Raw genomic sequence first — 15,403 nt, 5'->3', positions numbered from 1 at the left:
GCGGTGTTGGTTTACAACAGGTCAGTGCGTGTTTACAACATCGTCATGGCAGGTTGGGTGTGCTTGGGTTGTTTCCAGTCGATTCCTTCCAGCAGCATCGATAGCTGGGCCTGGGTCAAATGCACTTTGCCGCTGTCGGCTTGCGGCCAGATGAACCGCCCTTGTTCTAGTCGCTTTGAGAGCAGGCATAAACCGTCACCAGTTGACCACAGCACTTTGATGACGTTACCGCGCCGCCCACGGAATAGAAACACATGCCCGCTAAACGGGTCGTCTTCCAGCGCCGTTTCTACTTTAGCCGCCAGCCCATTAAATCCGGCGCGCATATCGGTGATGCCCGCAACCAGCCAGATGCGGATCCCTGCAGGCAGGCCTATAGCATGACAGCAACTCGGTGAGAATCAGCTTCAGCGCCATCGGATCGGCGCGGCCTTTGATGCGCATGCTGATCTGTCCGGCATTGAGTAAGATAAAACCGGAACACGGTGAGGTTTCCTCTGGCACAGGTGCTTTATCTGATTGGGATGGCGCAATGGATTCAATCAACGCCACCGGTAGTAACTTCTGATCTGATTGGGCGTTTAGCAAGCCTTCCCGGTATCGTTGACGCCAGCTATGCACCAGATTAGGTCGGATATCATGCTCGCGCGCGATGTGCGTTATGCAAGCACCTTGTTGCAGCGCTTGCTCTGCAACTGCGCGTTTAAATTCGATGCTATGTTGGCGATGTGGTTTGCGCAGGGTACGTTGTGCTGCTGTTTGATCTGTTTGCGTCATGATTGAATTGGCTCGATTTATGTCGTTGATTGTGTTCAGATATCATGACAATTCTTGCTTTCTTTGCTTAAACGGTAGTGACAGCACGCTTACTTGTAGCCAATCTGCGCGGCTGATTAATGATTTGATTCTTGACATGCATTGCTCTCCAAAATGATCAGTTCTGAAGAGTGCAGGAATTTAATTGTTGTTCATAGGTGATAGCGCTGGACGGTTACTTTTATTGACGTTCCCTTGATATTACGTCTGCCATCAGGTGAGTTTTATGCAGCCAGTTTTGCCTGGTTTTGCATCTTTCTATAGCAATTGAGATATTGAATTGGCGATTAATACCCAAGTATTGAGTGCTGACGGGTTCGATTATAAAACACTTCAATATATTCAAAGCTGGCCGCCTTTATATCATCATGGGTTGCGTAGCGTATCCCATGAAAGCATTCATTCTTGAAGCTGTTAAACCAACTCTCCGCCTGCGCATTGACGCTCCTATGTCAAGAAATCGTCGCTGCCGCCAAGTCCGCCAGAATTAATGGGTATAGCTCCCGGATGATGTATCGCTTCAAACAGCGATGAATTTCTTTATTCGACATACCTTCCGCAGTTCGCCTTTCAACGTAAGCACGAGTTCGTGGTTCACTTCGCATTCTCACCATGGCTATAGTCCACAGCGCATTATTGGCCTGACGATCACCACCACGATTTAGGCGATGACGTACTGTTTTACCTGACGAGGCCGGTAATGGATTTGCACCACATAGCGCAGCAAGCGCGGCTTCACTACGCAGGCGCTCAGGATTGTCGCCGGCAACGGCGATCAATGTGGCGGCAGTCTGAGGGCCGATGCCGAACTGTTCACGAAGATGCGGAGCGGACTGCATCGTCAACTGCTTTAGTGCTGCATCTAACTCCTTTAACTCAGCCGCCAGCATCAGCCAACGTTTCGCTAATAAACGTAATGTCGTGGTTAAAGTCTTTAGGAGTGTTGTTGTTCCCAATTGTCGAAGCTGTGCGCAGCCAGCAACGCATTGTTCTGCTTTTATTTTCCAAAGGCGTTCGCGAATTTCCTGTGGAGCACTAACCAATATCGACCTCAATTGATTAATCGTCTGTGTCTTCGCCTTCACTGCGCTTCGCCGAGCAATGGAGATCGTGCGCATTGCCTCTGCAGCACCGGACTGCGACTTCGGAATAGATGTTGCCTCGCCAGAAAGAACTGAACGCGCGGCATTTTCTGCGTCCGTCGGATCAGACTTGCCATTCAGCCGACGCTGGCTATGGTTAGGTCGATTGATTTCCAATACCTCAACTCCTTGCTCGCGTAAAACGCGAGCAAGGCCTGCACCATAGGTGCCAGTACCTTCCACACCAGCACGCTTTACTCATCCCAATGAGCGCGCCCAAGCCAGAAGTTTCAAATAACCATTGGCATCCGTTGGCGTTGCCAATGTTCCAAGTAATTTCCCGGTATGGCTGATGACTGCTGCAACATGGGTATCCAAATGCGTATCAACACCCAGGATCACTTCATTTTGTATTGATTGATCATGCATTTCGCACTCCTCATTTAAGGTAGGCGCATCACCAATCCCACTTGCCGGACAGGACACTCACGGTGCAGAACAAAGCTCCTATTAGGTCACAAGCACTGGGCCCGGCAACGCTCTGATCAAATCGACAGGTCAATGCAAAGGCAGCAAGCCAATCCCAGCACGGGTCAGATTTGGCAGGCGTTCTCCGACATAATAGACTGAGTGTCCTAGCAATTCCCCTTGCGACTCATCGAGCAGATCATACCCAATTCTTTGAGCTCATCCTGAAATGCATGGCTGGGGTATTCGCTGCCTCGATCCGAGTAGCGCATCACGCCAGCGTCCGGTCTGCGTTGTGGATTCAACGGGTTGATGCAACATATTGATAAAAAATCTCAGCCAGTGTTTTATAGTTTAACGTTTTTCTAGGTCGCTCGTTCAATCTTCTTGCCACTGCATTCAGTTTCACTTGCGAGAATGTCGATAGGTCGAGACCCTTTGGAAAGTACAGACTCAATAATTCATTTGTATTTTCATTCGATCCATGGTGCCACGGGCTTTGTGAGTCACAGAAATAAACCTGAATGTCGGTCAGCAATGTGAAACGCTTGTGACCGGTCATCTCTGAACTTCGATTCCAGGTTAGCTGCTTGTAGAGTTCTATAGGTAATTTACGCACGTTTTTAATCAATGCAACAACAACTGACTTGGCATCTTTACCGTCGACCTTAACTAACATCATGTAACGTGTATGACGCTCAACGTGAGTTCCACACACGATAGTCGCTGATGCTGACCTCCAGTACGCCGCACATTTCAGTCAGTGTATAAGGTTGTACTGTGCCTATTCATCCAGGCTTACTTCACAGAACATCCCTCGCGAAATACGTCGCTGCTTTTTTTATGATTTCATTCTCCCGCTTCAGTTGAGCAACTTCGGCGCGTAGTTTGGAAAGTTCCATTGCCTCCAGCGTTATCACTTTACTGCCAGCGCCTTTCAGCTTGCCTTCCGCTGCCGCTTTGACCCAGTTACGTAGCGTCTGATCGCCCAACCAATTCTGTGATCACTGTCGCGATTGATTCACGATCCTTAACACGTTTGACAGCAAGTTCCTTGAGCTTCGCTGTGTAGGATTGTTTCAGTATTTTTTTCATTTCCAGTCTTCCTAAAGTAACATTATTTTACGCCACCTATGGAAGACTAAATTTCAGGGAAAGCTCAAAGCTTACTATGACGCTTTCAGCTAAGACGCCTTACTTAATATAGGATACTCGGGTTTTACGTAAATTGGGACCGAAATCAGTATCTGAAAACTGTTCCATTTTGCGCTGGCATAGTATTTCCTATTGGGTGAATATTCGAAAATATTCCGCCTTGCGTAGTCACTCCATAAAAATGGCCATCGCTTCCTAATGTTAAAGAGGCCTGGGGATTCGCTCCATCTGACGTACCGCCAGCAAAAGAATAGAGTACTGTTTCAACTCCAGCAGGAGTGATCTTGTATATGGTACCTTTTTTGCTGGTTCCGCCATTCGATGTAACCCCATAGAAATTGCCATCGCTTCCCAACGTTAAAGAGGCCTGGGGATTCGCTCCATCTGACGTGCCGCCAGTAAAAGAATAGAGTACTGTTTCAATTCCAGCAGGAGTAATCTTGTATACGGTGCCATTATTGCTGGTTCCGCCATTCGATGTAACCCCATAGAAATTGTCATCGCTTCCCAATGTTAAAGAGGCTAGAGGATTTGCTCCATCCGACGTGCCGCCAGCAAAAGAATAGAGTACTGTTTCAATTCCAGCAGGAGTAATCTTGTATACAGTGCCATTATTGCTGGTTCCGCCATTCGATGCGACCCCATAAAAATTGCCATCGTTTCCTAATGTTAAAGAAGTTTGAGGGTTCGCTCCATCCGACGTGCCGCCAGCAAAAGAATAGAGTACTGTTTCAATTCCAGCAGGAGTGATCTTGTATATGGTACCTATTTTGTTGGTTCCGCCATTCGATGTAACCCCATAGAAATTGCCATCGCTTCCCAATGTTAAAGAGCCCTGAGGATTCGCTCCATCCGATGTGCCGCCAGAAAAAGAATAAAGAACTGTTTCAATTCCAGCGGGGGTAATTTTGAATGCCGTGCCGAAACCGTTGGTTCCACCAATCGATGTGGCCCCATAAAAATTGCCATCATTTCCCAATGTCAAAGAACCACAAGGTGCAATTCCATCAGATGTACCCCCAGTAAAGGAATAGAGCACTGTTTCAACACCGGCGGGAGTGATTTTGTATGCAGTTCCATAACCGTAGTTTCCACCTTCCACTGTCACACCATAAAAATTGCCATTATTCCCAATAGTTAAAGATGAATATGGAAAAAATCCGTCTTCCGCAGTGCCAGTAAATGAATAGAGTAATGTATTCACGCCTGAAGGAGTGATCTTGTATATCGTGCCGAAATTAGGGTAAGACCAAGGTACTCCTTGGGTGGGGACGCTAGCAGTGCCCCCAGTTACTCCATAAAAATTGCCGTCATTTCCTAGTGTTAAAGAGCCATAAGGATCTGATGAGTCCGATGTGCCCACAGCAAAGGAATAGAGTACAGTTTCAACACCAGCAGGAGTGATCTTGTATACGGTGCCATTATTGCTGGTTCCGCCATTTGATGTGACCCCATAAAAATTGCCGTCGCTTCCTAATGTTAAAGAAGTCTGAGGATTCGTTCCATCCGACGTGCCACCAGCAAAAGAATAGAGTACTGTTTCAACGCCGGAAGGAGTAATTTTAAATACAGTGCCGCCATTGTTGCTGTTTCCACCATAAGCAGTTGCACCATAAAAATTGCCATCATTTCCCAACGTTAAAGAATAAGGATATGCACTGAAACTAAAAGAATAAAGTACACTTTCAACGCCGGCGGGGGTAATTTTGAACACCGTTCCGTTGTTACTGGTACCACCAGACTCCGTTACACCATAAAAATTACCATCATTTCCCAATGTTAAAGAAGCACAAGGTACGGCTCCATCTAACGTGCCGCCAGCAAAAGAATAGAGCACTGTTTCAACGCCGGAAGGAGTAATTTTAAATACAGTGCCGCTATTGTTACTGGTTCCACCATTAGTTGTTACTCCATAAAAATTGCCATCATTTCCCAACGTTAAAGAATAAGGATATGCACTGAAACTAAAAGAATAAAGTACACTTTCAACGCCGGCGGGGGTAATTTTGAACACCGTGCCGTTGTTACTGGTGCCACCAGACTTCGTTACACCATAAAAATTGCCATCATTTCCCAGCGTTAAAGAAGCACTAGGTGCGGTCCCATCCAACGTACCTCCAGCAAAGGAATAAAGTACTGTTTCAACACCAGCAGATGTGACCTTGTATATTGTGCCATTGTTGCTCGTACCACCCAGGGTTGTCACTCCATAAAAATCACCATCATTTCCTAACGTTAAAGAAAAAGAAGGGTGTGGCCCAACTGGCGTTTGGCCGGAAAAATTATGAAGTATTGTGTCTGCGGCAGCCTCGCATACAATACTCACATCAGTGACATTTGCTACAACATTTACCCCCGTGTCATTAGTTACATGGCATAGTTGACCTGCGGTTAGAGTTCCCACCGTAACAGCATAACTACCGTTTCGAACTACGGCAACGTCAAATGCAAATCCAGAGTTTGAAGTTACTGTTTGTGCGTCTGCCCCGTTATTTAAGATAGTAATTTGCGAACCTGGGTTTAAACCAGTAACAGTTCCCGAAATTGTAAACATTGTTGAAGTTTGAGATTGTGAACTTGCACCGCCTCCGCACGAACTTAACAACAAAGTTAATAATAAGATTTGGAAGTGTGTAACGAAGCTGTTTTTTTTCATTGTCATTTACCGTTCAATTTGTGGTTGGACATTCGTTGTGGATTGGAATTTAAAAAAAATAAAAAAATAAAAGAAAACCAAATACCTATCACTCGACTTCATTTAATCCACCAGAAGGGCTCGCCTTTCGCGATTTTTACCCGTACCTTACGATGCTTCGTTACGCCGTCGGAGCCGCTCTTTATTTGAATCAGTATTAAAATAACCTGCTAATTACCCATCCAGGCGATGCCAGGAACACCAGTAGGATCATTAGCAGCTAAAGCAATTTCAACAGGTACGTTAAATATTAGTCTCACGGAAGAAATATTTTTTATAGCTATGCTTTCTTTTCCCGTTAACAACAACAAGCCTCCAGAAGAATTTAAATTTCGCGCGCCCGCATAATACATGACATTGCCGTCAACAAGTTTAATAAGCATCTGTACCTCAATGAACGCTTTTTGGGTTGAAAAAGGTTTAACCAAGATTGCTGCTGCAATAAGTGTTTTGTCAGATATAGCGGAAGGTGGGGTTAGATCAAAAAATAATGGGTTACTGATTAAAACTAATCCATCTTCCCAAGCTGGTGCCGGCTTAAGCACGCTACAGTTTCTTTGGTACATCCAACTTGTTCCTTTCCACCATGGATCGATAGGAACACATACTGGTGAAATGCCGGAGTCAATGGCAACGGCCATATTCTGCCATTGAGAATTATTAATTGTTGGAGAGCGGGGTTCTCTGCTTATTTTTCCAGCGAATGACAGCCAACCAGAGCCTGTAAACCAAACAAAAAATAGTAAAGCACCAAGGTTTTTCCTAAAGTGCCCACTTGGCTTCGAAGTTTTCTGATGTGTGAGTGCGGAAAATAATCCGGATGCAACCATAATGCATCCAGAAAATCCCACAACTATGTGTCTATAAACGGGAATGCCATCAAGCCTCGTCATGTCTAGGTTCCAGAGGTCGCTCAAAGCAAAAGCATTCAAGAGAACATTAAAAAACAGGAGTGAAAGCCCGATGATAATTAAGGCACCAGCCTTGCTTTTCCTGTTGAAAATTGCAAATCCACTAACGCTAACAACAAATAATCCGGCCAGCATCAAAAAGTATGTAGTAAGTTGCGGTGTCTGGCCAATAACGTAGCCACCCAAAAATCCAAGAAAATACCTAAATGAAGCAATTACTTTCGAAGCAAAAGTGATTTCATTGATCCGGAATGGCATCATTCCAGTTTGTGCGCTAGTGACCATTTGCAAAATTTGCCCTATGCATAGCGCTACCACGATAATCGTTATCCAACGAAACCTTGATTTACTAACCATCGCGACCAAGATCATTGCCGGTAGAGCAGCAAGAACCGCTGGTTTGGAAACCATCAAAATCGGGACAAACCACGCCCACCAAGGAATATCTTCCGAGTCGTCGACTAAGGCAAGAGCGGTGACAATTGCTACAAAAAATGCTGAAAAATATGTGAAATTAATAAATGTCCTGGTTTCAAAATCAGCAACCATCAAAATGGAAATGGCCGTTAGGAAACGTAATAAGTCACTTTTTACTAATATCCGGAATTGCGCCAAGCAAAAGGTACCTACCATCATCGCTGTAAAGATAATTGCGGACCATGTATAAAAGTATGGAACTGATGCTGCTGGCAAATTAAGCTGATTCCCAACAAAGGCAATTAAACGCTGAGGAGCTGGAATATATCCAGAATCTGTGGAAAAAAGTTTCTGCAGATATGATGGCGAATTTGCATTGGGAAAATAGTTAGTGGCCATTTCGGCCCACATCTCTCCGCCTAATACCCAGCCGGGCTGCATGGCCAGCTGATAAAGAATATAGAAAAATATAGTCAATGAAAACAAAATAGTTGGACAAAGGTTGCTCTGCATTGGCTCATTACTAGCCGGAATGCTCATTTCAAACAATCGATTGCGAATGTTTTTTGGATACGCTATTATTTTTTTTATCATAAAAACTAATTCCTATTATTTTTTTAATATCATTTGGCAAGATTCATTCGGTACTGTTCTGCATCCCAATTTAGTAACTCGGCGATTTGAATATCTGTAAGAACTCTCATTGAAGAGTGAGGTTTCTGTCTTACTATTACATCAAAGTAGCAGCGTAACTGTACTTGCTTAGCCTTGTTAAAAGATGACTTTGCATATACCCCTTTACCTTTTACGAAAACAAGCTCAGGTAGCTCGATCAAAAATATTTTTTGATCGTTAAAAGCTTCCCATGTTTGATATACATAAGCCCTGGGACCTAAAAATACTACGTGGTCAGGATATAGCGCCCAATCAGAATTCACTCGGTTAAAAAGGTCGGGGGTTAATGCTAATTGATGTATGTCTAAATCAGCTACTGGGGCATATTGGTCAATTAAGTTTGCCGGAGGCAAAAACATCAAGTGTGAAGGAGGGCAAATGTCAGCGGGTCTGGTGCTTAACGCGAGCGTTAATTTACAAATAATTTGGTCCGCCTCTGCGACATCTGCTCCACCGATCACGACTCCATGATTTCTAAGAAAAATCACCTTGGTCGTCGGTTTTTGAGTCAGGGTGGCGCTGATCTCCGCGGCAAGGGCACTCCCAGGTTTGTAGTAATCAACTACAGCCCAAGGCGTGGATTCATCGAGCAAAGATTCAAAATCGGCCTGAAAATTGTCACGAACCAGGTGGGCCAATACTTCAATTGCATGCAGATGCACCACCACGCGTGATGGCATTAAAGCATGCAGCAGAGTCTCGATAGATGGTCGTAATAAGGACTCTCTGCATAGTCTTGGCTCTACCGAAAAATCGCCATCGTCAAGTGCTTTGAGCAAATGAGGTAAATCAATAGGTACAAAGATATCTTTTTGCTCTGCGTCAGCAAGCCATGTGCCCGAGGCCTTTACCCAAAGTATGCTTCCATCTTTCCATGAAACATTTCCCCCTGCTCCCTGAACTAGTAATGGATCTTTGCCAATTCGGGTGCAATATGCTTTGACCTGTTCGGCCGTTGAGTTAATTTGCGTACTCATCATTGTTCAGCCAACTTTGTGATCAATTTTCTCAATTGGGAGAACTCGTTGAACGATGCATCTGGTCTGTTCGCGTCCGTGCCAAGCTGGACACCCGGATGTGTTTTTTGAAGTGTTACGGCATTGATATTTTCTCGGGCCCCTCGAATGTCATTCACGGGGTTGTCACCAATCATCCAGATACAATCACCTTTCGGGCGCATTTTTTCCAGCGCAATCTGGAAAGGCGCTTCATGCGGCTTATCGAAACCAGCCTCTTCACTAGTGACAATGTAGTCAAAGTAGTTGTCAAGCCCGAAGTAGACGACCTTTCTGAATTGGATCTGTGCAGTCAGGTCGGTGACAATCGCCGTTGGGATGCCAAGCAAACGGATGTCGTCCAGCAACCCCTTTACTTCATCAAACAAAATGGCGTTGCTTAAAAAAGTTCGCCAGTAGGTTTGTTCAAAATCCAAGGCCAGTAACACTTGCGAACCCAAGCCCATAATCTCAAGCATGCGCTGAAGGTAGAGTAAGCGGCTATGGGAAGACGCAGTATGCTTAAGCCGAGTTTTGATCTGGTTTCTAGCCTCTTTGAAAGCTTTGTCAAAATCTTCAGGAGAGATTGAAAACGTACTGACAACTTTATCCCTCACCGCTTTCTGCGCAGCAGCGTGCGCAGGATCATATGGATACAATGTGTTGTCTGTATCGAATAAGAAAGCGTCTGGCAGGCGAGTGAATCGCTCTTTATTATTGATCTTCATTATATGAATCGCTTTGTCAATGCTTGGCTGATATGAGACAGGGTGATTAACTGCATCAAGCCCGCCATACCGGCTTGCCACTTGGGCGGAATGTCTAAGAACTCGAGAACCTTCGGGCATAGCATCTCTGCCGCCATCGCAACGTCTGCTGCCGATGCTTCACCTTCGATGATCATCTGCACTTCGCTGCCATCATCGCAGACGATGATGTCGACATGCAGTCCGCAGACTCCAACTAAAACACGGTTCAGAGAGAGTTCGTTGAACCCATGTCGTGTTTTGACTATCAGCTTTAGCCGAAGGGGGTGTTTGTCATCCAGGCTTTCCAGCATCCGGGGATGGATCGGGTGCAATGCAAGGGTCAGATCACCATAGGTAGATTGAGGTCGGATGAAGCGTTCAGAATCAGGTTCTCTTTTTTCGAATGAACTTAGCACACGCTCCACCGTATGGCCTCGTTTGTCTACGTCTCGCTTGAGCTTGAAGTGTCGACGCAATCCTTCATCAATATCAAGGTAAATTTTCAGGTTGTAGCAATCTCTGAGTATCGGAAGATAAAGCGCATGCAAACCACTAGCGATGATGAAGTCGTTACTGGTGATTTGGACCGGCTTGCTCATCTTCCCCGTTGTATGGTCATAGTGCTTGGATTGAATGCTCTTCCCGTCAGTCAAAGAAACCAGATCGCGACAAAAACCTTCCAAATCATTGGACATGGGATTCAGATGGGTCATCACCTGCCACATAGGTTTCTGTCTGTCCCATAAATGGTAATCGTCACCGGATAGCTTGACGACCGAATGTCCGCCAAACAGCGCTGTGATGGAATCGGCAAAGGTGTCTTTACCTGCGCCAGAATCACCTGCTATACCAATGACAAAAGGCTTGCGACTCAGTCTGAAAAAATCATTGCGACTGATTGCCTCGCGCCAGATTCGTATGGCTAGCACAACGCCGATGGCGACCATGGAGGTGTGCAGGAGTGAGGCGGCATGACTGCCCAGTTGTGCAGACATATGGAGCGCACTGCCTAAGTCAAAGCCACTGTTATTTGTAAGTTGGAGCGGCGTGACAAGTAGGGTACTCAGCACATAAAGAGCCGAAAATACCCCAATCAATAAGATGGCGATTCGCCCGCTCATTGCCTGATAGAGCACAAGAAAAGGAATGCTCCAAACAAACCATCCAGGTGATGCTGGCGTCATCAAGACGATCAATAAGAAGGCCATTCCAGTTATCGCTTGAAACAAATCAAAGTTCAGACGTCGGATTCGCCACGCCAGGTAAAGCATGATCATGTAGACCAATGGGACAATGTAGATGGAAACATTGTCGCCCAAGCTGAGAGCTAATCTATAAACTTTCCCCATCTCCGGATTGCCGAACAGCATTTGAAGAGCTGCATAAGAGAAGAGAAAAGGTACGCCAAGAATCAGTGAACATACAAGAAATCCCAATAGAAATTGGGCAATACGCTGCCGTAAAGCTTTATTGTTGTAAAGAAATATTATAAAAAATGGCAATGCAACGACCATGCTCAATTTGGCTGAAATCGCTGCCGCACACAAAGCTCCGGCAAATTTCAGCTCAACTCGACGAATGAAAAATATTGACAATGTTAAGAACAAAGCGGGCACTAGGTCGTTGAGTCCTAGTGCATAGCTCGCGAGAATGACAATGGGGGATAACCAGTAGACAGCTAGAAGTAGGCGTGGGCGGCCCGGTAAAAGATGATGAAGTGTGGTCAGCAAGCAAAAATCAGCTGCCAACAACGTTAGCTCATACCCATACTGCAAAGGAGCGCCGATTAGCTTGGTAATAAGTGTTATTGGCAAAAAAAACAACCACATCGCGTAGCCATAAGGAAACGCTACGGGCGTACCTCCTCCTGTCATCCATCCTGACCACGGGTCCAGTGTTACCGAAGAAATACTGGCATCCAAAAATGGGACATACCAGTCGGATACGGCAAGAGGGGTAAGCCCTATGATTAGGGCTAAACGAATTGCAAGACCCAAGAAAAACATCGGATGAAGGCATACTTTCCTCATTGCGAAGCTACCACTTTTTCCCAAAGGTCTGGGCGTTTCGTGCAAACAGCATCCGACTTAATATTTCGCTCTCTCAGTAGTGATGCCAGAGCAGGAATTTCAGTTTCAGCATCCCGACCTTGTAATTCTGGGGAAACCAGGCAGAGCTTGAACCCGGCGTTCATGAGGCGCTGGGCATCATCTCCACTAAGAGGGAATTGGCTAAAACAGTCTACCCAAACCCAATCCACCTTTCCTGCCAAGGTCAGTGCTGTCTCAATTGATTCAAACTCCGATACCCGGACGGCACAACGATGCTCTCCCGCTTTTGACCACTTCACCAGAAACGGGAATGATTGATCCAGGAAAAAATAATCGTCAATGCCTTTCGATGTCATGATAGCAATCAGACGCGATTCGAGACCTTCTTCTTTCACATTGAGAATCAATGTTCCATGCTGATAGACATCAATCCACTCATCAAAAGACTCGCCAGCAACGAAAGGATCATGGTGCATGATCAACTTCTGTCCCTCACTCCGAATGTCTACTTCGACACCATATTTGTGGTTGGTTGCCCGAAGTTCGTCGATGCTGTTGCGGCGATGAGAAATGAGTTTCATATCGAGATTTTCTTTTTTAATTGCAGGCTGAAGTCTATGGTCCTGCGAATGAACTTCCACTTCGCTGCCCAGTTAACGTTCCAGTGCGACACACCATGCGCCCGTTCACCAAACTTGACGGGAAAGCGATGGACCTTGAGCCCTTGGGTTTGGGCTTGATAGTAGGCGTACAGGTCGAGTGAAAAGTCGTCGGGTGGCGAACTCCATGACTCGAAGAACTTGCGAGGGAACATGGTTGGCTGAGCATTGATGTCCCACATCGGTCTAGCCAGCAGAAGTGTTTCGAAGAAACTCATTCCGATAGTAAATATGACATCCGCAAATGGGCGACCGTAGCGATGCCCCTTCACGAAGATGTCTGTACCATGTTTCTCAAATAGATCAAGACCGCTTAGCGCATCTTGTGGATCAGTCTGCATGTCCGCATGTGTCCAGCCAAGGATTTCGCCTTTCGCGGCTCTGAGACCCGACAGGATTCCAAAACCGTAACCTTGGTTCTTTTCAACACGCACGGTCCGACAGCCTGGGTACATCGGCAGCATATTCAAGAGTACTTGGGGCGTGCTGTCTGTCGAGCCATTGTCTACTAGTATGACTTCGACTTCTGACATGGTTGCAAGTGCTTTGCATCGCTCTAGCAGTAACGGTAAATTTTCCGCTTCGTTGTAGCAAGGAATGATCAGCGAGAATTTCATGTGAGCCCCGAAGTAGCACGGGGTTTAAACACAAATAGCTTCATGCCTAAGAAATTAAGAGTGGCCGAAACCCCAGTTGCGAGCAAAAAAGCGAGGTGAACGGCATCAGTTGCATCAGCAAAAAGTTTCAATGCCAATGAATTGACCAGTACGTTGGCTCCCAGCGTGATCCCATACAAGATAACAAATCGCCACAAACTGCCTGATGCATGTGACTTATGGCCAAAAGTCCAAAAACGATTGGCGAAGTAGGCAAATACCGTCCCGGCAAGGAAACCTATTGCCTTCGCCATATCGACGCCTGCTACCTCAAGCCAGACCAAACTCCGATATGCGCCAAAATCAACCAAAACGGTCAATGAGCCAACAATCAAAAAAATACCAAGTTCGCGCTTGATCATGCTTGTCTGCCGGGCAGATGCGGCAATATGGCTTGGCACCTTGTTTCAATAGCTTTTAGTTGATCTTTGGGAACCCGTCTATCCAGTTCCAGTCGATAGGGATGACCAGGCCATTTGTGGAAGCATGACTGCCAGTATTCAAAAGTGCGTAGGTCATTCGGGGTTCCCCAGCACAGATAGCTATCGACCTCAAGCAGGTGACACCGCAATCCAAGTTCAATAGCATCGTTGATGCATGAGTCGATGTAAAACTCGCCGTTAACCCGTCCGTCGCGAGCAATCAAATGCTCTATAGCACGACGGAAGTCTTCGCCGCGGCGGAATGTAAACGTCCCTAAGACAATGGGATCAGAGGCGGGGTTATCAAGTGGTGTTTTGACGGAAATCGAACTGATTTGTCCCTCCTTAGCATCGATCCAGCCGAACATTTTCGGGTGACGTACCGCATTGGGGTAGCCGCGAATACCCCAGACAATGACGTCCACACCCAAGTTATCGACCAACCCGTCGAAAGCGCTGGAGTCATATAACACACCATTGTCACAAGTTCCAATGGTGATAGGCCCTGGGATGTTATCCAACTCATTTTCTAATGCATCCAGGCCAATCAGTGCCGTACAAGCTTGGCCCTCAGTAACACGAGCAATCGTTTTGATGATCGACATTGGATAGAGTCGCTTAAGTTCGGTCGAAACGTCCTCGTACCCTTGCATATCGGATCTCACTACAAAAACATAATGCTCTGCGGGAGGCAGATCATGTGTTGCTTGCGCAACCATGGACATCCCAGAAACTGGAATCAACGGTTTGGTTAACTCGTACCCCTCGTTGGAAAAACGCTGACCCAGGCCTGCCATTGGAACAATCAGTGAGCCGTGGGGTTTGGGCTCTCCTTTAACCGGAGCGACCAACCTTCTAAAAGTCATGGACCATGTGTTGTATTCAGCAACGTCTTCCGGTGTACCCCATTGCATAAAATGTTGAAGCGGGTAAACGGCCACAGACTGGTTATTGGCAAGAAGCGGCTTATAAGCGAGGCTGACGTAGTATTCGCCACCCACATTGAGATCCTGCTCCAACGCAATACGAAAAGCTTCGTTCATGATTTGCGCTGTAATGAAGTAATAAGTTCCACTGGAGGCATACTCCTCCATACGGTTATTGGTATAGGGTTGTTTTTCCTGAATATCTTGAACCCAGCCACTCATTTCACGCATGTAGGCGTAATTCGTGTTGCCAAGCGTGTGAGGATGAAAACCTTTATATGCAGGTATCGCTCCTTGACAAGCAGTTTTGGCAACGTATTGCTTGAAATGATTCCAGTCCCAAGAACAAGTAAAGTCACAATAATTTACGACAACTGGACGATCTGGATCAATCAAGTTTTCCACTTGTCGTACAGCGTGAATTGGACCAAGTTTGTGGGGATGGATGCCTATGATTCGACCTGTCGGACAATAATGCCTAAGAATCGACTCCATGTGGTAGCCGGGATCATCCAGGTGATCCTGATTGCAAATAAAAATAAAATCCTTCTCGCCAGGGAACATATCTATGACGTGTGCAACAATCGGCTTCCCGTCAATTTCAATCAGCGGCTTGGGAACGGAATACCCTGCTCTGCGAAAACGCTCGCCAAAACCTGACATAGGAATAATAATCTGCACAAGATACCTGTCTTTTTAGACTGTGAATTTTGGTCGCTCACAGGT

Annotated in this window: 12 protein-coding genes and 4 pseudogenes; all 16 read right to left on the bottom strand. The window is 46.1% G+C overall.

The features are described 5' to 3' along the window. Positions 1-32: 32 nt before the first annotated feature. Positions 33-326: an IS66 family insertion sequence element accessory protein TnpB gene (gene tnpB / locus S2091_RS05755; RefSeq protein ID WP_105530854.1), complete on the bottom strand. Its 294-nt coding sequence runs from the start codon at positions 324-326 to the stop codon at positions 33-35. Next, positions 310-777 (bottom strand): transposase, encoded by a 468-nt coding sequence (locus S2091_RS05750; protein ID WP_105530853.1) that lies wholly within the window; start codon positions 775-777, stop codon positions 310-312. The genes tnpB and S2091_RS05750 overlap by 17 nt, the downstream gene beginning before the upstream one ends. A 326-nt stretch (positions 778-1,103) precedes the next feature. Continuing rightward, a pseudogene (locus tag S2091_RS05745) lies at positions 1,104-1,256 on the bottom strand (IS3 family transposase); the annotation flags it as partial. Positions 1,257-1,268: 12 nt separating this feature from the next. Next, a pseudogene (locus S2091_RS05740) lies at positions 1,269-2,327 on the bottom strand (IS110 family RNA-guided transposase). Between the two features lie 209 nt (positions 2,328-2,536). Beyond that, positions 2,537-2,662: pseudogene (locus S2091_RS24430) on the bottom strand (IS3 family transposase); the annotation flags it as partial. Positions 2,663-2,667: 5 nt separating this feature from the next. Further along, positions 2,668-3,075: pseudogene (locus tag S2091_RS05735) on the bottom strand (IS30 family transposase); the annotation flags it as partial. A gap of 94 nt (positions 3,076-3,169) precedes the next feature. Next, positions 3,170-3,358, bottom strand: coding sequence for a hypothetical protein (locus tag S2091_RS05730; RefSeq protein ID WP_105530852.1), 189 nt, complete (start codon positions 3,356-3,358; stop codon positions 3,170-3,172). Between the two features lie 248 nt (positions 3,359-3,606). Continuing rightward, the gene (locus S2091_RS05725) at positions 3,607-6,183 is read right to left on the bottom strand and encodes a beta strand repeat-containing protein (RefSeq protein WP_105530851.1); all 2,577 of its coding nucleotides are present in this window, start codon (positions 6,181-6,183) and stop codon (positions 3,607-3,609) included. A gap of 203 nt (positions 6,184-6,386) precedes the next feature. Next, positions 6,387-8,138: a hypothetical protein gene (locus S2091_RS05720; protein ID WP_105530850.1), complete on the bottom strand. Its 1,752-nt coding sequence runs from the start codon at positions 8,136-8,138 to the stop codon at positions 6,387-6,389. A gap of 29 nt (positions 8,139-8,167) precedes the next feature. Further along, positions 8,168-9,199 (bottom strand): class II aldolase/adducin family protein, encoded by a 1,032-nt coding sequence (locus tag S2091_RS05715; RefSeq protein WP_105530849.1) that lies wholly within the window; start codon positions 9,197-9,199, stop codon positions 8,168-8,170. Beyond that, positions 9,196-9,942 (bottom strand): HAD family hydrolase, encoded by a 747-nt coding sequence (locus S2091_RS05710; RefSeq protein WP_105530848.1) that lies wholly within the window; start codon positions 9,940-9,942, stop codon positions 9,196-9,198. Before S2091_RS05710 ends, S2091_RS05715 begins: the two co-directional genes overlap by 4 nt. Next, entirely contained in the window at positions 9,942-11,993 is a 2,052-nt protein-coding gene (locus S2091_RS05705; protein WP_105530847.1) for a uridine kinase, read from the bottom strand. Before S2091_RS05705 ends, S2091_RS05710 begins: the two co-directional genes overlap by 1 nt. Next, a complete protein-coding gene (locus tag S2091_RS05700) occupies positions 11,990-12,595 on the bottom strand; it encodes a phosphatidylinositol-specific phospholipase C/glycerophosphodiester phosphodiesterase family protein (protein ID WP_105530846.1) in 606 nt (201 codons plus the stop codon). Before S2091_RS05700 ends, S2091_RS05705 begins: the two co-directional genes overlap by 4 nt. Then, the gene (locus S2091_RS05695; RefSeq protein ID WP_105530845.1) at positions 12,592-13,290 is read right to left on the bottom strand and encodes a glycosyltransferase family 2 protein; all 699 of its coding nucleotides are present in this window, start codon (positions 13,288-13,290) and stop codon (positions 12,592-12,594) included. The genes S2091_RS05700 and S2091_RS05695 overlap by 4 nt, the downstream gene beginning before the upstream one ends. Beyond that, a complete protein-coding gene (locus S2091_RS05690) occupies positions 13,287-13,691 on the bottom strand; it encodes a GtrA family protein (RefSeq protein ID WP_105530844.1) in 405 nt (134 codons plus the stop codon). The genes S2091_RS05695 and S2091_RS05690 overlap by 4 nt, the downstream gene beginning before the upstream one ends. Further along, a complete protein-coding gene (locus S2091_RS05685; protein ID WP_105530843.1) occupies positions 13,688-15,358 on the bottom strand; it encodes a sugar phosphate nucleotidyltransferase in 1,671 nt (556 codons plus the stop codon). Before S2091_RS05685 ends, S2091_RS05690 begins: the two co-directional genes overlap by 4 nt. Between the last annotated feature and the right edge of the window lie 45 nt (positions 15,359-15,403).

This window comes from Solimicrobium silvestre (assembly GCF_002976435.1).
Classification (GTDB): domain Bacteria; phylum Pseudomonadota; class Gammaproteobacteria; order Burkholderiales; family Burkholderiaceae_D; genus Solimicrobium; species Solimicrobium silvestre.
The sequence above is the reverse complement of the archived record's forward strand: the minus strand, read 5'-3'. Positions and strand labels throughout refer to the sequence as shown.

Excerpts from the sequence above, each read along its gene's own strand:
- tnpB (WP_105530854.1), bottom strand. The coding sequence starts at position 326 with ATGCGCGCCGGATTTAATGGGCTGGCGGCTAAAGTAGAAACGGCGCTG.
- S2091_RS05750 (WP_105530853.1), bottom strand. The coding sequence starts at position 777 with ATGACGCAAACAGATCAAACAGCAGCACAACGTACCCTGCGCAAACCA.
- S2091_RS05725 (WP_105530851.1), bottom strand. The coding sequence starts at position 6,183 with ATGACAATGAAAAAAAACAGCTTCGTTACACACTTCCAAATCTTATTA.
- S2091_RS05720 (WP_105530850.1), bottom strand. The coding sequence starts at position 8,138 with ATGATAAAAAAAATAATAGCGTATCCAAAAAACATTCGCAATCGATTG.
- S2091_RS05715 (WP_105530849.1), bottom strand. The coding sequence starts at position 9,199 with ATGATGAGTACGCAAATTAACTCAACGGCCGAACAGGTCAAAGCATAT.
- S2091_RS05710 (WP_105530848.1), bottom strand. The coding sequence starts at position 9,942 with ATGAAGATCAATAATAAAGAGCGATTCACTCGCCTGCCAGACGCTTTC.
- S2091_RS05705 (WP_105530847.1), bottom strand. The coding sequence starts at position 11,993 with ATGAGGAAAGTATGCCTTCATCCGATGTTTTTCTTGGGTCTTGCAATT.
- S2091_RS05700 (WP_105530846.1), bottom strand. The coding sequence starts at position 12,595 with ATGAAACTCATTTCTCATCGCCGCAACAGCATCGACGAACTTCGGGCA.
- S2091_RS05695 (WP_105530845.1), bottom strand. The coding sequence starts at position 13,290 with ATGAAATTCTCGCTGATCATTCCTTGCTACAACGAAGCGGAAAATTTA.
- S2091_RS05690 (WP_105530844.1), bottom strand. The coding sequence starts at position 13,691 with ATGATCAAGCGCGAACTTGGTATTTTTTTGATTGTTGGCTCATTGACC.